General features: G+C 63.2%; 16 protein-coding genes. 8 read left to right on the top strand and 8 right to left on the bottom strand.

Features of this window, described 5'->3' with window-relative positions; translation table 11 throughout:
- Nucleotides 1-3: 3 nt before the first annotated feature.
- The 5 genes from LU684_RS06130 (at nt 4) to LU684_RS06110 (ending at nt 4,694) form a co-directional block, all read left to right on the top strand.
- A complete protein-coding gene (locus tag LU684_RS06130; RefSeq protein ID WP_016489510.1) occupies nt 4-333 on the top strand; it encodes an MliC family protein in 330 nt (109 codons plus the stop codon).
- Between the two features lie 100 nt (nt 334-433).
- Complete coding sequence (gene fba, locus LU684_RS06125) at nt 434-1,498, top strand: class II fructose-bisphosphate aldolase (RefSeq protein WP_016501943.1); 1,065 nt, start codon at nt 434-436, stop codon at nt 1,496-1,498.
- Nucleotides 1,499-1,712: 214 nt separating this feature from the next.
- On the top strand, nt 1,713-3,845 hold the full coding sequence (locus LU684_RS06120) for a putative bifunctional diguanylate cyclase/phosphodiesterase (protein ID WP_232894263.1): 2,133 nt from the start codon (nt 1,713-1,715) through the stop codon (nt 3,843-3,845).
- 39 nt (nt 3,846-3,884) lie between these two features.
- Nucleotides 3,885-4,385, top strand: coding sequence for a M48 metallopeptidase family protein (locus LU684_RS06115; protein WP_031311603.1), 501 nt, complete (start codon nt 3,885-3,887; stop codon nt 4,383-4,385).
- A 12-nt stretch (nt 4,386-4,397) separates the two neighbouring features.
- Complete coding sequence (locus tag LU684_RS06110) at nt 4,398-4,694, top strand: winged helix-turn-helix domain-containing protein (RefSeq protein ID WP_016489506.1); 297 nt, start codon at nt 4,398-4,400, stop codon at nt 4,692-4,694.
- A gap of 132 nt (nt 4,695-4,826) precedes the next feature.
- On the opposite strand, the gene LU684_RS06105 is transcribed toward LU684_RS06110, so the two are convergent.
- The gene (locus LU684_RS06105; protein WP_024717355.1) at nt 4,827-5,279 is read right to left on the bottom strand and encodes a GNAT family N-acetyltransferase; all 453 of its coding nucleotides are present in this window, start codon (nt 5,277-5,279) and stop codon (nt 4,827-4,829) included.
- 155 nt (nt 5,280-5,434) lie between these two features.
- On the opposite strand from LU684_RS06105, the gene LU684_RS06100 reads away from it, so the two are divergent.
- Nucleotides 5,435-6,172 carry a substrate-binding periplasmic protein gene (locus tag LU684_RS06100; RefSeq protein ID WP_016489504.1) on the top strand — a complete coding sequence of 246 codons (738 nt, stop codon included), beginning with the start codon at nt 5,435-5,437 and terminating at the stop codon, nt 6,170-6,172.
- A 111-nt stretch (nt 6,173-6,283) separates the two neighbouring features.
- Here the strand turns inward: LU684_RS06100 and yccS are convergent, their stop codons facing one another.
- From yccS to LU684_RS06065, 7 genes are all read right to left on the bottom strand, one after another.
- Entirely contained in the window at nt 6,284-8,467 is a 2,184-nt protein-coding gene (gene yccS, locus LU684_RS06095; RefSeq protein ID WP_016489503.1) for a YccS family putative transporter, read from the bottom strand.
- A gap of 128 nt (nt 8,468-8,595) precedes the next feature.
- Entirely contained in the window at nt 8,596-9,777 is a 1,182-nt protein-coding gene (locus tag LU684_RS06090) for an NAD(P)/FAD-dependent oxidoreductase (RefSeq protein ID WP_016489502.1), read from the bottom strand.
- Nucleotides 9,778-9,856: 79 nt separating this feature from the next.
- Complete coding sequence (gene dbpA / locus LU684_RS06085) at nt 9,857-11,194, bottom strand: ATP-dependent RNA helicase DbpA (RefSeq protein WP_231995348.1); 1,338 nt, start codon at nt 11,192-11,194, stop codon at nt 9,857-9,859.
- Between the two features lie 113 nt (nt 11,195-11,307).
- A complete protein-coding gene (gene mdtD / locus LU684_RS06080; protein ID WP_016489500.1) occupies nt 11,308-12,735 on the bottom strand; it encodes a multidrug transporter subunit MdtD in 1,428 nt (475 codons plus the stop codon).
- Nucleotides 12,736-12,864: 129 nt separating this feature from the next.
- Complete coding sequence (locus LU684_RS06075; protein WP_232894262.1) at nt 12,865-14,184, bottom strand: TldD/PmbA family protein; 1,320 nt, start codon at nt 14,182-14,184, stop codon at nt 12,865-12,867.
- Nucleotides 14,184-15,626, bottom strand: a complete 1,443-nt coding sequence (locus LU684_RS06070) for a TldD/PmbA family protein (protein ID WP_210667760.1) — start codon at nt 15,624-15,626, stop codon at nt 14,184-14,186. The genes LU684_RS06075 and LU684_RS06070 overlap by 1 nt, the downstream gene beginning before the upstream one ends.
- Before the next feature lie 32 nt (nt 15,627-15,658).
- Nucleotides 15,659-17,461 (bottom strand): acyl-CoA dehydrogenase, encoded by a 1,803-nt coding sequence (locus tag LU684_RS06065; protein ID WP_232894261.1) that lies wholly within the window; start codon nt 17,459-17,461, stop codon nt 15,659-15,661.
- A 757-nt stretch (nt 17,462-18,218) separates the two neighbouring features.
- Between LU684_RS06065 and LU684_RS06060 the strand changes: the two genes are divergently transcribed.
- Nucleotides 18,219-18,479, top strand: coding sequence for a hypothetical protein (locus LU684_RS06060; protein WP_024717357.1), 261 nt, complete (start codon nt 18,219-18,221; stop codon nt 18,477-18,479).
- 3 nt (nt 18,480-18,482) lie between these two features.
- Nucleotides 18,483-18,746, top strand: a complete 264-nt coding sequence (locus tag LU684_RS06055) for a DUF3077 domain-containing protein (protein WP_144175243.1) — start codon at nt 18,483-18,485, stop codon at nt 18,744-18,746.
- Nucleotides 18,747-19,056: the final 310 nt, after the last annotated feature.

The raw sequence follows: 19,056 nt of genomic DNA, 5'->3' as shown, positions 1-19,056 counted from the left end.
GTAATGAAAGCGCTTTTGGCCGTAACGGCCCTGGCGACACTGGCAGGATGCTCACTGCTGCAGCCGGCGCCACCCGCCCCGGCAGACAACTGGACCCGTTGGGTCTGCGACACCCAGGTCGAAGTGCTGTGGCGCTTCGCCGATGCACAACGCGACCAGGTCGACGTGCGCCTTGGCGGCGGTGATCAGGTCTACCGGCTCAAGTCCGAGCCGGGTGCTTCGGGTGCGTTGTACAGCGATGGCATGCTGGCCTTCCACACCAAGGGCGAAGAAGGCCTGGTGTACTGGGTGGCAACCAACGATCTGATTGGGCGGGGCTGCAAGGCACCGTGACTGGCCGGGCTGCGTGAATGGCCCACACTACTTGAACAGCAACCGCCCCTGCGGCAGGCTTGCACGAAACAAACGACGCTTGTCGGGAGAGAGATACACAATGGCACTCATTAGCATGCGCCAGATGCTGGACCACGCCGCCGAGTTCGGTTACGGCGTACCAGCTTTCAACGTCAACAACCTCGAGCAGATGCGCGCCATCATGGAAGCGGCTGACAAGACCGACTCCCCGGTGATCGTCCAGGCCTCGGCCGGCGCCCGCAAATACGCCGGTGCCCCGTTCCTGCGTCACCTGATCCTGGCCGCCATCGAAGAATTCCCGCACATCCCGGTGTGCATGCACCAGGACCACGGCACCAGCCCTGACGTTTGCCAGCGCTCCATCCAGCTGGGCTTCAGCTCGGTGATGATGGACGGCTCGCTGGGTGAAGACGGCAAGACCCCGACCGACTACGAGTACAACGTCCGCGTTACTCAGCAAACCGTTGCCATGGCGCACGCTTGCGGCGTTTCGGTTGAGGGCGAGCTGGGCTGCCTGGGTTCGCTGGAAACCGGCATGGCCGGTGAAGAAGACGGCATCGGTGCCGAAGGCGTGCTGGACCACAGCCAGATGCTGACCGACCCGGAAGAAGCGGCCGATTTCGTCAAGAAGACCCAGGTGGACGCCTTGGCGATCGCCATCGGTACCAGCCACGGTGCTTACAAGTTCACCAAGCCACCTACCGGTGACGTGCTGGCCATCGACCGCATCAAGGAAATCCACAAGCGCATCCCCAACACCCACCTGGTGATGCACGGTTCTTCCTCGGTCCCGCAAGAGTGGCTGGCGATCATCAACCAGTACGGCGGCGACATCAAGGAAACCTACGGCGTCCCGGTCGAAGAGATCGTCGAAGGCATCAAGCACGGCGTGCGCAAGGTCAACATCGACACCGACCTGCGCCTGGCGTCCACCGGTGCAATGCGTCGCCTGATGGCGCAAAACCCGAGCGAGTTCGACCCACGCAAGTTCTTCGGTGAAACCGTCAAGGCCATGCGTGACGTGTGCATCGCCCGTTACGAAGCCTTCGGCACTGCCGGTAATGCCTCGAAGATCAAGCCGATCTCCCTGGAAGGCATGTACCAGCGCTACCTGAAAGGTGAGCTAGCCGCCAAGGTCAACTGATCGACTGGCAGCAGTAAAAAAACCCGCAGCGATGCGGGTTTTTTTATGGGCAACAAAAAGGCGGAACATAATTCCGGCAAACCGACCGTTAGTCGGCTACCGTACAGTTGAACCACTGATAGCGTTCTGATTCCATTGCGTGTTGACACCTCAGGGCTAGAGTACTCATGGATCCAACCGTATTTTGAAGTCGGTCACATAACAGAGAAGCAGCATGGATGGCGCTCAAGCTCAAGTTCAACCACAGCCACTGGATGGCAGCTCGGTCCTTCTGGTGGTAGATGACTACCCCGAGAACCTCATCAGCATGCGGGCGTTGCTGGCCCGGCAGGATTGGCAGGTGTTGACGGCAAGCTCGGGGACGGAAGCCTTGAGTGCGTTGCTCGAACACGATGTCGACCTGGTGTTGCTGGATGTACAGATGCCGGAGATGGATGGTTTCGAAGTCGCCCGGCTTATGCGTGGCAGCCAGCGCACCCGGCTGACACCGATCATATTCCTCACCGCCAACGAACAGTCCGAAGCGGCCGTACTCAAAGGGTACGCCAGCGGCGCTGTGGACTACATGTTCAAACCGTTCGACCCGCAAATTCTCAAGCCCAAGGTCCAGGCCTTGCTCGACCAGCAGCGCAACCGGCGCATGCTGCAGCGCCTGACCCGCGAGCTGGAGGCAGCCAGGGCGTTCAATGCGTCGGTCCTGGAGAACGCTGCCAAGGGCATTCTGGTGGTGGATGCCCAGGGCGTGATCAGTTTTGCCAACCCGGCCATTTCGCGCTTGCTGGCGGCCCCGGTGCAGCATTTTCAGGGGGTACACCTGCTCGACCTCGTGCAACTGGCCAGTGCCAGCCTGTGGGCGGAGTCTGACTTCTACCAGGCCTACCTCGGGCGGCGTATTTTCCGCGTGCATGATGCTCAGTTGCGTACCCTCGATGGCGAACTGGTGCCGGTGGCGTTGTCCTGCGCACCGTTGCCGGCGGACCAGCAGGCCATGGTTGTCACCGTGCTGGACATGTCGGTGGTGCGCAACCTGCACCAGCAGCTGGAATATCAGGCCGTCACCGACCCGCTGACCGGCCTGCTCAACCGCCGTGGTTTCTACCAGGCTGCCGAAGGTGCGTTGCTGCGCAACGAGCGCTCGGACAAGGCGCAGGCATTGATGTACATGGACCTGGATGGCTTCAAGCGCATCAACGACTCGTTGGGCCACGACACCGGTGACCGTGTGCTGCGTTGGGTGGGCGAGCAACTGAAGGATTGCCTGGGCAGCCAGGCCCTGCTGGCACGGATGGGAGGGGATGAATTCACCGCGCTTTTCGACAGCCTGCCCTATCCCGAACAGGCCGGGCGCTATGCCGAGCAATTGCTTGAGCGTATTTCGATCAGCCACCAGATCGAAGGGCTTGATGTGTGCCTTGGGGTCAGCATCGGCATTGCCACCTACCCGGACTGCGGAGCCAATGTCGAAGGCCTGCTGCGCGCAGCCGATGCGGCGATGTACGCCGCCAAGCAGGCTGGGCGCCAGCAGTACCGTTTCTACGACCAGGAGCTCAACGGCCGGGCGCGCTCGCGGCTGATGCTGGAAGACGGTGTGCGCACCGCCATCGAACAGCAGGATTTCACCTTGGTGTATCAGCCGCAAGTGTCTTTCATTGATGGCCGTCTGCGTGGCTTCGAGGCCTTGTTGCGCTGGCAGCATCCCAGCGTGGGCGACGTACCGCCGGGGCTGTTCATTCCGTTGCTGGAAGAAGCACGCCTGATCAACCGCCTGGCCAGCTGGATCTACCGCCAAGGGGCGGCCCAGCGCCAGGCCTGGTACGAACGCTTCCCGGCAGACCTTGTGCTCGGCATCAGCCTGAGCCGCGCGCAGTTTGTCATGCCCGGCCTGGTCGAAGAGTTGCAGCGGGTGATCCAGCTTTACCAGCTTGACCCGGCGCAGCTGGAGGTGGAAGTCGCGGAAACCTCGCTGATGTACAACATTGATGCAGCTATCAAGCAGATACACCGCTTGCGTGAGCTGGGGGTACGTGTGGCCCTGGACGATTTTGGCGCAGGCGACTGTTCGTTGCGCATGCTGCGTGACTTGCCGATCGACACCTTGAAGCTCGACCGCCACTTGGTGGCGCGCTTGCCTGATTCGGCGGTGGATGCTGCCTTGGTCCGCAGTGTGATCGGCCTGTGCGCCGACTACGGCATCACGGTGATCGCCGAGGGTGTTGAAACCCTGGCCCAGGCGGCCTGGCTGAAGGCCAATGGTTGCGAGTATGTGCAGGGTTTTCTGGTGGCTCACCCGATGACCGCGGCGGATGCCAGCGGCTTTCCGGCAATTTTCTCCTGGCCTGGGCCATGATTGGCTAGAATCGGCATTCGTTACGCCGAATGCAGCGCCATGACCGTATTACGTTATCTGCAAGCCTACCCTCCGCACCTGCAAGAGCAGGTGCGGCAGATGATCGACAGCGACCGCCTGGGTGACTACCTGCAGCGCCGCTACCCCGACCGCCATGATGTGCAAAGCGACAAGGCGCTGTATGGCTATGCCCAGGATCTGCGCCAGCAGTACCTGCGCAGTGCGCCGAACCTCGACAAGGTGCTGTTCGACAACCGTCTCGACCTGACCCACCGGGCCTTGGGCCTGAACACGGCAGTGTCGCGGGTGCAGGGCGGCAAGCTCAAGGCGAAGAAGGAAATCCGCATTGCCTCGCTATTCAAGGAGGCTGCGCCGCAGTTCTTGCGCATGATCGTGGTGCACGAACTGGCGCACCTGCGCGAGCGCGATCACAACAAGGCGTTCTACCAGCTCTGCCAGCACATGGAGCCGGACTACCACCAACTGGAATTCGACCTGCGCGTCTACCTGACCTATCGGGAGCTGCCGGGCAACTGCTAAGGACCACGCAGCATGGAAGTGAGCAAGACCAAGAGCAGCTTCTACCGTCGCCTGTACGTCGCCTGGCTGATTGACAGCCAGACCGCGACCAGCGTGCCCGCCCTGATGGAGGCTACCGGCATGCCACGGCGCACGGCCCAGGACACCATCGCCGCGCTGGCCGACCTGGACATCGTCTGCGAGTTCGAACAGCTGGAAGGTGCACGCAACCACGCCGGGCATTACCGCATTCATGACTGGGGGGCGATCGACAAGCAGTGGATCATCCGCCACTTGCGCCAGATCCGCGAAGTGCTGGGTTACCCCTGAGATTTCTGGCGTCTGTACTGGCCTCATCGCCGGCAAGCCAGCTCCCACAGATAAGGCGTGTCTCTGGGGCCTGCGCGGAACCTGTGGGAGCTGGCTTGCCGACGCAAGGGGTGCAAAGCACCCCTGGCAATGTCAGCCTTTGCGCATCCCGATGTGCGGGATGTCATCTTCAAGATGTTCCTCGCCCACCACCGCAAACCCATGGCTGGCATAAAACGCCTGCAAATGCGTCTGCGCCGACAGGTAGACCGGCACCCCCGGCCAGCAATGCTCCGCTGCCTCTAGCCCTTTGAGCAGCAGCTGTTCTTCAAGACCTGACTCGCGTGCCGCAGGTGAAGTCACCACTCGCCCGATCACCACATCCCCGCCTTGGGACTGCGGATCGAGCAGGCGCAGGTACGCCACCAGCTTGTCATCCTGCCAGGCCATGAGGTGCAGGGTATCGTCCGTAAGGTCCTGGCCATCGACTTCCTGATAGGCGCAGCGCTGCTCCACCACGAGCACTTCCGTGCGCAATTGCAGAATGGCGTACAGCTGGTCTTTGCCGAGGTCGGTGTGGTGCTTGCAGAGCCAGTCGACGGACATTGGCGCGAACTCCTTGAGTGGGCCTTCGATCATCGCATGGTCTATGCCCTTCGGCCAAAATAGAGGCTAAATGACACTATTGGCGGCTGCCCTCGGCGGCAGCTTTGTGTAATCTCGTCGGCAGTGTGTGCCCTCCATAACGAAAGGACGTGAGCATGCGGCCACTGCTTTGTGTTCTGGGGTTACTGGCAATGATGCTGGCAACCCCCGCACCGGGTCACGGCAAGCTGCGCCTGGTGGCTGATAGCTGGCCACCGTTTACTGATGCCAATATGCCGGGCGGCGGCCTGGCGACCAGCATCGTCACCACGGCGCTGGCCCGTGCCGGCTACACCAGCGGCTATGAAGAGGCGCCCTGGGCGCGGGCGCTGCTGGGGGTAGGTGAGGGGCGCTACGACGTACTGATCAATGCCTGGTACAACGACTCACGCGCCAACATCGGGCAGTTTTCCAACGCTTACCTGACTAACCGTATTCATCTGTTGCAACGCAAGGGTGAGACATTCCACTACAAGCGCCAGTCGGATTTGTACGCCTACAGCATCGCCGTGGTGCGTGATTACGCCTACTCGCCGGAATTTGACGGCGATACCCGCCTGCACAAGGTGCCGGTGCGCAACTTTTCATCGGCGGTGCGAATGCTGGCGGCAGGGCGGGTGAACCTGGCGGTGGAAGACGAGTATGTGGCCCGCTACAACCTGCAGCGTGAGCCGCAGGAAGTGCGTGATGGGGTGATGCTGGTCGAGCCGCCGCTAGGGGAGAACACCCTGCATATTCTGGTGAGCCTGAAGCACCCGGAACATAAGCGCATCGTCGAGCGCTTCGAGCAGGCGATTGCGGCGATGAAGGCCGATGGCAGCTATGCCCGGCTAATGCGCCAGCATGGCTTCTGATCTGTATCGCCTGTGCCGGCCTCTTCGCGGGCACTCCATATGTCTCAAGCCCTGTGAAGTCCCTGTGGGAGCGGGTTTACCCGCGAAGAGGCAATCACAGGCACCCTAAAATCAGGCCGGAGCACCTTCCTTGATCAGGTGTGCCGCCAAGGTCCGCAACGGCCCCAACTGTCGGCAAATCAACGCCAACTGTGTCTGCACCAACCGCTGATGTTCATCCAGCTCTTCAGGCATCTGCTCCAGTGCATTGGCCAGCGCCTCTTCAGCATCGCTGTGAATGGCCACCGGTAACCGCGCGGCCAGGCCGTTGGCAATCTCGTCCAGGCTGCTGGCCAGGCTTTGCCCGGCGCCTTCGATCAACTGCTCCTGCACCTCTGCCGGCAAGGCCGTGTCGCGGTGCGCGCCCAGCCCCGAGAGGTAGCTGAGCAAGGTGTGCGACAACACCAGGAAGCGGAAGCCAACGTCGGCCTCCTTTCGGAAATGCCCTGGCTCCATCAGCATGTTGGCCAGGGTAGTGGACAGCGCCGCGTCGGCGTTATGGGCATTGCGCCGGGCCAGGCGGTAGGCCAGGTCGTCCCGCTTGCCATGGGCATACTGCTGCATGATCTGGCGCAGGTACACGCTGGCGCAGGCCAGGGTATTGGCCAGTGCCTTGTTCAACCGTCGTCCTTGCCAGTCAGGCAGGAACAGGAACACCGCCAGAATGGCGATCAGGCTGCCCACCAGGGTATCGAACAAGCGTGGCAGGAACAGCCCATAGCCATCGCCGATCTGATTGAAGCAGAACAGCACCATCAAGGTGATCGCGGCCGTGGCCAAGGTGTAGCGGGTGGTGCGGTTGACGAAGAACACCACCCCGGCGACCACGGCGAACAAAGACTGGATGACCGGGTTGGGGAACAGGTCGAACAAGGCCCAGCCCACTGTCAGGCCGACGGCGGTGCCGAAAATTCGCTGCACCAGTTTGCGCCGGGTTGCCCCGTAGTTGGGCTGGCACACGAACAGCGTGGTCAGGATGATCCAGTAGCCCTGGGTCGGGTGAATCAGGTGCACCATGCCGTAGCCGATCGACAGCGCCAGCGGCAGGCGCAGGGCATGGCGGAACAACAGCGAGGTCGGCGTGAGCTGGGTGCGCAGGCGTGTCCATACGTCTTTCAGCGAGCGAGGCGAGCGGTCGAGCAGGCTGCTGTCGCTGGCATCGGCCAGGCTGTCCGGGTTGCTGGCGGCGCTCAGCAGGCGGTCCAGTGTTGCCAGGTTGGCGGCCAGCGCCCGCAGCGAGCGCAAAAGGCTGCGCCAGGCCGGGTTGTTCTGGAGGCGCAGGTGCTCCAGCGAAGCGTTGAGGTCTTCGAGGGCTTCTGGGTAACCACTGGCCAGCACAAACGGCTGGCGCAGGCGGATCGAGCGGGCCAGCTCCTGGCAGGACGAGCCTTGTTTACGCAGCAGGCGCTGGCAGCGGAACATCACGTCGCTGTGGAAAAACGCCTCGGTCAGGCCGTTGTAGGGGTAGTGCGAGGCACTGACCCGCTCGTGAATGTCCTGGGCCAGGAAGTACAGCTTGAGGTAGCGGCTGACCTTGGAGTTTGGCTGGCTGTTGCCCACCCGGTGCAGGATGATCTCCTTGGCTGCGTTGAGCGCTGCCACCACCTTGCCGTTCTGCTGGGCCAGCTCCAGGCGCCTGGCCTCGACGTCGAGGGTGCGGATGGGCTCGAACAGGCTGGCCTTGAGCTTGAGGTAACTGCCCAGTTCGAAGAACAGCTTGGCCAGGCTCTGCTGCACAGGCTGGTTGGAAAACAGTGCCTGCCACAGTACCGAAAGCAGCCCGTACCAGGCCGCCCCAGCCACCAGCAGCAGCGGTTCGTGCCAGAAGTCCGTGACTTGGCCACCGCGCTGGTCCACCCCGATCATGGTGTAAACCGCCGTGATCAGTGTCGCCGAGGCAATCGCACCATAGCGCTCGCCCAAGGCGCCGAGCATGGTCAGGCCAAACGCCGCCAAGGCCAGGGCGACGGCAAAGATCCAGGGGTAGGGGAACAGCAACTCGACCGCCAGTGCAGCGATGGCGAAACACACCAATGTAACGGCCAGGGCGCTGAGGCGGCCCTGCCAGCTATCGTCGGTTTCGGCCAGGGCGCTGGCGATAATGCCGAGGAACAGCGGAATCAGCAGGGCCATCTCGTTCTGGTACCAGCACAGGGCCAGGCTGCCGGTGAGGGCGATGGTGACCCGGATGCTGTAGCTGAACTTGTCTTGGCCCCACAGGCGACGCAGTGACTGACGGAACGAGCTCGATGACATGATGGCCTGCTAGGCAGTGATCAGAAGAATACCTTTCAGGGCCGGTTATTGGGGCGCGCAGCGGCCCCAGTAACGGCTCCAAGCACGGGCCAGCAAGAAGCGTTCCGTGCTGCTGAATGGATTCTACTCTACACGAACTGCGCTGCGGCGTTGGCCGACGCCCACGCCCACTGGAAGTTGAAGCCACCCAGGTGGCCAGTGACATCCAGCACTTCCCCGATGAAATACAGCCCGGGGCTTTTCAGCGATTCCATGGTCTTGGACGACACCTCGCGGGTATCCACGCCGCCCAGGGTCACTTCGGCGGTGCGGTAGCCTTCGGTGCCGGCCGGCACCACTTGCCAGTTCGCCAGTTTTTCGGCGATCTGTGCCAGTTCCGCAGGGGTGTACTGCTTCATCGGCCTGGACTCGAACCATTGCTCGGCCAGCAGGTTGGCCAGCTTGCGGGTGAATACCTCGCCCAGCACGGTCTTCAGCTCGGCATTGGCACGTTCGGCCTGCATCTGTTGCAGCCAGGTCAGCGCATCGCGGTCCGGCAGCAGGTTGATCTCGACCGTGTCACCGGCTTCCCAGAACGACGAAATCTGCAAGATCGCCGGGCCGCTCAGCCCGCGGTGGGTGAACAGCAGGTTCTCGCGGAAGCTGGTGCCGTTGCAGCTGGCGGTGCAGTCCAGCGAGGTGCCGGACAACTCGGTGCACAGTGCCTTGAGTTGGGGCTCGGTGATGGTGAACGGCACCAGCCCGGCGCGGGTTGGCAGCAGGGTGTGGCCAAACTGGCGCGCCACCTGGTAGCCGAAGCCGGTGGCGCCCAGGGTCGGGATCGACAGGCCGCCGGTGGCGATCACCAGTGACTGGCAGGCGAACTGGCCGCCGCTGGTCTGCAGCAGGTAGCCGCTTTCGGTCTTCTCGATGTGTTCGATGCTGGTGTGCATGCGGATCTCGGCGCCGGCCTCGTCGCATTCGGCCAGCAGCATGTCGAGGATGTCGCTGGCCTTGTTGTCGCAGAACAGCTGGCCGAGTTTCTTCTCGTGATACGCAACGCCATGCTTGCACACCAGTTCGATGAAGTCCCACTGGGTGTAGCGGGCCAGGGCCGACTTGCAGAAGTGCGCGTTGTGCGACAGAAAGTTGGCTGGCTCGGTGTACATGTTGGTGAAATTGCAGCGGCCGCCGCCGGACATGAGAATTTTTTTGCCGGGCTTGTTGGCGTGGTCGAGCAGCAGCACCCGGCGGCCACGGCGGGCGCTGAGCTGGGCGCACATCAGGCCTGCGGCGCCGGCGCCGAGGATGATCACGTCGGTGGAGTGCACGGTATGAACCTTCAGATTTGAAATGCTGAACCCTGTGGAAGCGGGTTAATCGGAGCGCCCACAGGGACCTTGCCGAATTTTAGAGAATACGGACTTTCAGGGCGCGGCCCTTGATCTTGCCGCTGTTCAGCCGCTGCATGGCCTGCTTGGCCAGGGCGCGCTCGACGGCAACAAACGCCTGGAAGTCGAAGATGGCAATCTTGCCCACCTGCTTGCCCGGGATGCCGGCATCACCGGTCAGCGCACCAAGAATATCCCCAGGGCGCAGTTTGTCCTTGCGGCCTGCGGCAATGCACAGCGTGGTCATCACGGGCAGCAGCGGTTCACCGCCCTTGTTCTTCAAGCTGTCCAGCGAGTCCCAGCGCAGCGGGCTTTTCTGCAGGTCTTCGATGGCCTGGGCACGGTGGCCTTCGGCTGGCGCCACCAGGCTGACCGCAACACCTTTCTCGCCGGCACGGCCTGTACGGCCCACGCGGTGCACGTGGATTTCCGCATCACGCGCCAGTTCCACGTTAATGACCATGTCCAGGCCATCGATGTCCAGGCCGCGTGCGGCCACGTCGGTGGCCACCAGCACCGAGCTGCTGCGGTTGGCGAACATGGCCAGTACCTGGTCACGGTCGCGCTGCTCCAGGTCACCGTGCAAGGCTTGGGCGACGATGCCCTTGGCCGTCAGGTGGGCAACCACGTCCTCGCACTGCTGCTTGGTGAAGCAGAACGCCACGCAGGATTGCGGGCGGTAGTGGCCGAGCACACGGGTGACGGCTTCAAGGCGGTGCTGTGGGTCGATCTCGATGAAGCTCTGTTCGATCTGGTTGTCGGTGTGCAGGCTCTCGACCTTGACCTGTTGCGGGTTGCGCATGAAGTCGGCGGCCAGCTGCTTGATGCCGGACGGGTAGGTGGCCGAGAACAGCAGGGTCTGGCGGCGCGATGGGGTCTTGCCGATGATGCTGGCGATGGCGTCGAAGAAACCCATGTCGAGCATGCGGTCGGCTTCGTCCAGCACCAGCGTGTTCAGGCCGTCGAGCACCAGGGTGCCTTTGTCCAGGTGCTGCTGGATGCGCCCCGGGGTGCCGACGATGATGTGCGCACCGTGCTCCAGCGAAGCGATCTGCGGGCCCAGCGAAACGCCACCGCACAGGGTCAGGATCTTGATGTTGTCCTCGGCGCGGGCCAGGCGGCGCAGCTCTTTGGCCACCTGGTCGGCGAGCTCGCGGGTAGGGCACAGCACCAGCGCCTGGCAGCCGAAGTAGCGCGGGTTGATCGGGTTGAGCAGGCCGATGCCGAAGGCGGCGGTCTTGCCGCTGCCGGTCTTGGCCTGGGCGATCAGGTCCTGACCCTTGAGGATGACGGGCAGGCTTTGGGCCTGGATCGGCGTCATCGAGGCATAGCCGAGGGCGTCCAGGTTCGCCAGCATGGCGGCGGACAACGGCAAAGTGGCAAAGGCGGTGGATTCGGTGGTCACGAGGCGGGCCTGCGTTGCGAAGCGAAAAAATGCCGCACAGTCTACCAGCCTCGTGGCCATTCGCCCTACGGTTCCATGTGTTGTTCCGGACGACGGGCACGCCTTCCGTCCGTCGGCGCCAGTTGCAGGAAGATCGCTGCCGCCAGCATCGCCATTATGCCAATGGTGACAAACGTCAGCTGGAAGGCGCCGAGGGTGGTCTCCACGCCTTCGGCACTGCCCGCTGCGGTAAAGCCGCCCAGCAGGGCGCCGGCACAGGCTACGCCCAAGCTCAGCGCCAACTGTGCGACTACTGACAGCAGGCTGTTGCCACTGCTGGCGCTGGCGTCGTCGAGGTCGATCAGGGTAACCGTGTTCATCGCGGTGAACTGCATGGAGTTCACCGCGCCCAGAAGGCCAAGTTGTACCAGCAGCAGCCAATAGGGCGTCTGCTCGTCCACCAGCCCCAGGCTTGCCAGCAGCACCCCCAGCAGCAACGTGTTGCCAGTGAGAATGATGCGATAACCGAACCGTTCGATCAGCGGCCGGGCAATCGACTTGGCCAGCATGGCCGCCGCTGCCAGCGGGATCATGCTCATGCCGGCCTGCGCCGGCGAGTACCCCAGCGCCACCTGCAGCAGCAACGGCACGAGGAACGGCAGGGCGCCGCTACCCAGGCGAGCGAACAGGTTGCCGAGGATCCCGATGGCGAAGGTGCGCACGCGGAACAGGCTGGGCGAGAACAGCGGCTCGGGGTCGCGCCCGGCACGCAGCCAGTAGGCGGCCAGGCAGGCCATGCCGGCGAACAGCAACAACATCACCCGCAGGTGCGGCAGGTGCAATTCGCCCAGGCCTTCCATGGCGATGGTGATGAGTACCATGGCTGCGCCAAACAGCAGGAATCCAGGGCCGTCGAACGAGGTTCGCTCCGCGCCGCGCAGGTCCGGGATGAACTTCCACACGGCAATGCAGCCGATCAGCCCTACTGGCAGGTTGAGCAGGAAGATCCAGTGCCAGCTGAGGATTTCCACCAGCCAGCCGCCGACGGTTGGCCCTAGCAATGGCCCGAGCAGGCCTGGGATGGTGATGAAGCTCATGATCCGCACCAGCTCGCTGCGCGGGTAGGCGCGCAGCACCACCAGCCGCCCGACCGGCAGCATCAGCGCACCGCCCAGGCCCTGCACGACGCGGGCGAAGATCAGAAAACCGAGGCTGTTGGCGGCGGCGCACAGCAGCGAGCCGAAGCTGAACAGCAAGATGGCGCTGAAGAAGATGCGCTTGGTGCCAAAGCGGTCTGCAATCCAGCCCGAGGCGGGGATCAGCAGGGCCACCGTGAGCATGTAGGCGATGATCACACCCTGCATGCGCAGCGGGTCTTCAGCGAGTGAACGGGCCATGGCCGGCAGCGCAGTGTTGAGGATGGTGCCGTCCAGGGATTGCATGAAGAAAGCGATGGCTACCACCCAGGGGATCCAGCGGGCGGTGACGGGGTCCAGCGGGGTGCGCTCAGGCATGACGTCCTCTTTTGTCTGTGCCGGCCTCTTCGCGGGGCAAGCCCGCTCCCACAAGATCTCCACTGCCCTCTGATGTGGTGAGATCTCTGTGGAAGCGGGCTTGCCCCGCGAAAGGGTCGGTAATGCCAATCACAATGTCAGGGTCAGGCCTTTGACCAGTGCCCCGGGTAAATGACTCGACCCGGTGCTGCGCTGCCCATAGGTGCTGGTCGACAAGATCATCTCGCGCTCCCGGGTCAGGTCCTCCAGCTGGCTACCCAGCAGGCTGTACAGGCTGTCATCGAAGCGCATGGTGCTCACCGGCCCCTGGATCTGCCCGTTTTCCACCCAGAAGGTCGCGAAGCGGGTCAGCCCGGTCATCCGCGCTGCCGGCAGGTCAGAGTAGTTCAGGTACCACAGGTTGCTGATGTACAGCCCGGTGCCTAGCCGCTCAAGGATCTGTTCGCTGGCCAGGTTGCCAGGCGCCAGGCTGAGCGCGCAGGGCGACTCGTAGCTGTCGGCACCGTTGGCCTGCAGTTCGAACTCGGCCGCACTGCGCGCACTGACCAAGCGTTGCAGCGCTGCGCCTTGCTGGATCAACGGCACATCCAGGCGTGGCGCTCCTTCATCGGAAAACGCCGGGCTCAGCGAGCCGCTGACCTGTTCGGTGAAGCTCACCAGCGGGCTTAACCGTGCATCGCCGTTGTACAGGCGCTGCAAGGCGCTGTTGCCGGTGGCGAGGGCCTGCGCGGAAAACCCGCCCCAGCACAGCATGCCGGCAATTTCGTCCATGGCCGCAGGCGCCAGGTAGGCGCGGTAGCTGCCGGGCTTGAGGGTGACCGCCGTGCGACCTAGGAACCCCAGTTGTTCACGTGCCTGGCGCAAGCGTGCGATGAAGTCGTCGACGCTCCACAGCTGGCCGGCACAGTTGGCCTTCACCGCCTGGCCGTTTTCGTGGAACAGGCTCCAGTCAAAGTTGAAGCTGTTGGCCTGGTGCCAGCCAAAGGCCCCGAAGGAACTGGCAAAGCCCCGGCAGATCGGGCCGGCGGCGTAGATGCCGACCAGGTCCAGGTCGCCAGCTTCACGGTCGAGCAGGGCCAGTACTTCGTCCAGTGCGGGCAGGGGGTGTTCCTGCTGGCTGTGGCTGTGCCAGGCGCTTTGGTCCAGGCGCAGGTAAGGGTCGAGGGCCAGCAGCGGCAAGGTCTGGCGCAGCTGCTCAAGCGCATCGCTCAGGCGCTGGCGATCCAGTTGCACGTCGCCACTCAAGGTCACCTGCTGTTCCGCCTGGCGCCCATCGCGCACCAGCCGCAGCTGCGCGCTGGCCTGGCTCACTTCACCGGCCTGGCGAACCTTGGCGTGATTGAAGCGCACGAATTGCGACTGTTCTGCGCTGTAGCCGAGGGTGAACTGCTCGCCTGCTTGCAGGGCGGCGCGCACATCCGCAACCAGGGTTTCGAAAGCGTGCTTCATCAGGCGTCTCCTCCGAATACATCGATCTGGCGGAACACACAGGCCGGCGATGCGTGGCCGACCCGCACCACCTGGTTGGGTTCGCCCTTGCCGCAGTTGGGCGTGCCCAGCACCTGGAAGGTACTGCGGTCGCCGACCGCCGACAGGTTGCGCCAGAACTGCGCGGAGATGCCACGGTAGTTGGGGTTTTTGACGATGCCTTTGAGCTCGCCGTTTTCAATCAACTGGCCCCATTCACAGCCAAACTGGAACTTGTTGCGCGCATCGTCGATGGACCAGGAGCGGTTGGTACGCATCAGGATGCCGTGCTCGATGCCCTGGATCAGCTGGTGCAGGCTCTGGTCACCCGGCTCGATGTTGAGGTTGGCCATACGGTCGATCGGCGCACGGTTCCAGCCACAGGCGCGGCTGTTGGCCACGCCGTCCAGGCCTGAGCGGAACTGCGACAGCGCGCCGCCCAGTGGGCGCAGCAGCAAGCCGTCGCGGATCAGGAACTGCTTGCTGGCCGGGGTGCCGTCATCATCAAAGCTGTAGCTGGCCAGTTCTTCGCCGATGCTCGGGTCGAAGGTCACGTTCAACAGACGGGAGCCGTACTGCAGGTGGCCGAAGTCGCTGGCTTTGACGAAGCTGGTGCCCGCGTAGTTGCGCTCGTCGCCAAGGATGCGGTCCATTTCCAGCGGGTGGCCGATGGACTCGTGGATCTGCAGCATCATCTGGTCGGGCATCAGCAGCAGGTCGCGCGGGCCGCTGGGGGTGTTGGGGGCCAGCAGCAGTTGCAGTGCCTCGTCGGCCACCCGCCGGGCGGCGCCGACCAGCCCGCAGCGCTCGATGATTTCGAAACCGCCCTGCTGGCCGAAGTTGTCGCGGCCCAGGCTGCGGCTCTGGCTGTCCTGGCCATCGCTGGCGGTTACGCCCAGCCCCGGGAACAGGAAACGCTGTGCGTGGCGCAGTTCGGCGCCCGCGGAGTTCAGGTAGGTTTGCTCCACCAGGCTCAGGCCCAGACTGGCCTGCCAGTCCACCAGACGGCTGTCTTTGGGCACGCTGGCCGATTCGGCGGCGAGCAGGCCAAGGCAGTCGGCGAGGGAGGGGACGGGCTGGTCGAAGTTGGGCGAGATATGGTCGTGGCGTGCGCTGGTCACCGGCTGGTTGCGCAGGTCCAGCAGGCTGTGTCGGGCAATCTGCCGGGCCAGCGCCTCGGCTTGTTCCAATGCGCGTTGCAGGCCAGCCTGGGAGAGGTCGGCGGTGGCCGCATAGGCCTCCACGCCATTGACCCGCGCGGTGAGCATGGCGCCTTCGTCCTGGCTGAAGAGCGGCGGTTCGGCAACATTGCGGCGAACCGACAGCGCCTGGTGCGACTGTTTCACATGGCGCAGGGAAAACAACTCGGCCGTACTGCGCAGCGCGGCAAAGCGCTGGCGCAGCAGGGCGCTGGAATCGAACATGCAAAAGCCTCCGTGTACACGGTGGCTCCCCCTTAGAACCACTCGTCCTGCATGGTGAGGCAAGTGTTGTCGCGCGCCTCTAGCAATGCCAGCTCATTATGGCAGCCCGGTACTTCCCAGGTCAGGAAATAACGCGCGGCCTGCAGCTTGCCCTGATAGAAGTCGCGGTCGGCGGTGTTGCCTTTGAGCATGCCGAGCTCTGCGTGAATCGCCTGCTCCAGCCAGCGCCAGCCGATCACGCAGTGACCGAAGGCTTTGAGGTACAGGGCCGAATTGGCCAAGGTGTCAGCGACTTTGCCTTTGGCCAGATCGCCGAGCAGTACCAAGGTTACGCTTTGCAGGCGGTTGACCAATTGCTCCAGCGGCTGGCGCAGGGGGTCAAGGTTTGGGTTGTGGCTGGCGCGCTCGCCAGTTGCTGCCATAAGCCGAATGAGTTGCTTGAGCCCGGCACCATTGTTCTGGGCCAGTTTGCGCCCAAGCAAGTCGAGAGACTGGATGCCCTCGGTACCCTCGTGAATCGGGTTCAGGCGGTTATCGCGGTAGTACTGCTCCACTGGGTATTCGCGGGTGTAGCCGTGGCCGCCGAGAATCTGGATGGCCAGTTCGTTGGCCTTGAGGCAGAACGTCGAGGGCCACGACTTGACGATCGGGGTCAGCAGGTCGAGCAGCGCCTGCGCTTGTGTGCGGGACGTTTCGTCATCGGCGGTGTGGGTATCGTCGAACAGGCGCGCGGCGTAAAGGCCCAGGTCGAAGGCGCCTTCCACGTACGCCTTCTGTGCCAGCAGCATACGTTTCACATCGGTGTGCGCGATGATCGGCACCGCCGGGCTGAGCGGGTCTTTGTTGTCCGGCAGCCGGCCTTGCGGCCGTTGGCGGGCATATTCCAGCGAATACAGGTAGCCGGCGTATCCGAGCATCACCGCGCCCATGCCAACGCCGATACGCGCCTCGTTCATCATCTGGAACATGCAGGCCAGGCCCTGGTGCGGCTGGCCGACCAGGTAGCCGACGCACTGGTCGTTGTCGCCGAAGTTCAGCGCGGTGGAGGTGGTACCGCGCCAGCCCATCTTGTGGAACAGCCCGGCCAGCAGCACATCGTTGCGCGGGCCACGGCTGCCGTCGGGGTTGACGTTGTACTTGGGCACGATGAACAGCGAGATGCCTTTCACCCCGGGCGGTGCGTCCGGCAGCTTGGCCAGCACCATGTGCACGATGTTTTCCGACAGTTCGTGGTCGCCACCGGAGATGAAGATCTTGTTGCCCTTGAGCCGGTAGCTGCCGTCGCCCGCAGGTTCGGCACGGGTGCGGATGTCGGCCAGAGACGAGCCAGCGTGGGGCTCGGTCAGCGCCATGGTGCCGAAGTAGCGGCCCTCGATCATTGGCTGCAGGAACAGACGCTTCTGTTCCTCTGTGCCGAAACTTTCGATCAGGTTGGCTGCGCCCATGGTCAGGAACGGGTAGGCCGTGGTCCCGGCGTTGGCAGCCTGGAAGTGAGCGAAGCAGGCCTGCGAGACCAGGCTGGGCAGTTGCATGCCGCCGAACTCGAAGTCCCGGTTGGCGTTGAGGAAGCCGGCTTCGAGGAATGCGTCGACGGCAGGCTTGACCTCGGGGATCAGTTCAGCGCGGCCGTCCACGTAGCGCGGCTCGTTTTCGTCGGCCTTGCGGTTGTGCGGGGCGAAGTACTTTTCGGCGATGATGCGGGCGGTAGCCAGTGCCGCGTCGAAGGTTTCGCGGCTGTGCTCGGCAAAGCGCGGGCGCTGGGTGAGGGCTTGGGCGTCGAGCACTTCGTAGAGCTCAAAGGCCAGGTTGCGGGGGCTGAGCAGGGTCTCGGGCATGGGGGCGGTCCTGAGGCGGGATGCTGCGAGTGTAGGGAATCGGGTGGGGTGGGGGGAGGTTAATAGGTTTGGGTGATATGGGTTTAGAACGGGTGGGGCATACAGGTGCTTGCCTTGATTTTTTCTGCGCCTGCAAGACCGAGCGCCGCCCGCGCGGCGCATCGCGACGCAAGGCCGCTCCCACATTTGTTTCGGGCCAATCCATCCTGTAAGGCCACCGCTGTCCGCCTTGGTTGTTCCATGCGGTATTGAAGGGGGTGCAGTCGCTCTTTATCGATCTCCAGCCATGCACCCAGGGTGCGCGCGCCATAGGCACAGGAGAGACTGGCCCGAAACAGATGTGGGAGCGGCCTTGCGTCGCGATGCGCCGCGCGGGCGGCGCGCGATTTCACAGGCGCTGCAAAAGGTGAGGCGAACACCTTCCAGCCTCACCGCATTCCGGCCAGTTTCGGCAGATCATTTTAGGTTTTCACCTATTCCATGTAGTCCATTTCCCAAACATACTCCCAACCCCCTTCAAGCCATTGCGGTGCTCTGGATCGGGCCCTAGTCTCGGGTGGTCGCTGCCAAATCAGTGACCGGCTTTGACAGGCCGCTTAGGTCAAACCGCATCGCTTTGCCTTTATGGCAGCTGTACATGGGGCACTTCGTGTGCGCCGGGTTTTGGTTTGCCTACCGGTCTGTCAACCCATGTACAGCTGCCACCCTCTTGTTTGACAGCAGGTGTGTAGTGGCCTTTATCACTAGGTGAACCATGATGCTGAAGATAGTCCCCGATCCACCCCTTAACGCCCATTCCCTTGAAGACACCCTGATCCAGGCCACGGATCACGCGCTGTGTGCCGCAACCGTGGTGCACCACGCCATACAGCTGCAGCCCAGGTCGCCGGCTTCGATCCTGATGATGACCACGATGCATGAACTGGAGGCGCTGCGGGCTTTGCTTGAGTCTGCATTGGTTCAGGTGCAGATGCCCGCTGAGGCCAGGCCAGGCAGTCGAGAATTATCAGGGGATTGAACAATGACAACAGAAGACACCCAGTTCACCGTCGGCAAGACAACTTCCTACCAGGGCGAAAACGGCACGCATCCATTGTTCCGCATCGAGCCCGGTATCCCGTGCAGGGATGCCCGCGAGCAGTCGTCGGAATTGATGGGCTATGTGCGCGAACTGACCATTACCGGGCTGATGGATGAGAAGCCAATGATGATATGGGCTGCCCATTACCTGAGTGCCATGGCAAAGGCACTGATGGATGATGCCGAGTTGGGCATGAAGCAGTGAGGGCTTGCCTTCCGGTTGCGTGAAGGCGGCCAGGTGTTAGTCACAACATTTTCTGCGCCTGCAAGACCGAGCGCCGCCCGCGCGGCGCATCGCGACGCAAGGCCGCTCCCACATTTGTTCCGGGCCAGTCCATTCTGTGAGGCCACCGCTGTCCGCCTTGTTTGTTCCATGCGGTATTGAAGTGGGCGCAGTCGCTCTTTATCGATCTCCAGCCATGCACCCAGGGTGCGCGCGCCATAGGCACAGGAGAGACTGGCCCGAAACAGATGTGGGAGCGGCCTTGCGTCGCGATGCGCCGCGCGGGCGGCGC

This window comes from Pseudomonas sp. NMI542_15 (assembly GCF_021283425.1).
In the GTDB taxonomy this organism is placed as follows: domain Bacteria; phylum Pseudomonadota; class Gammaproteobacteria; order Pseudomonadales; family Pseudomonadaceae; genus Aquipseudomonas; species Aquipseudomonas fortuita.
Note: the sequence above shows the minus strand (reverse complement) of the source record. Positions and strands in the feature narration are given on the sequence as shown.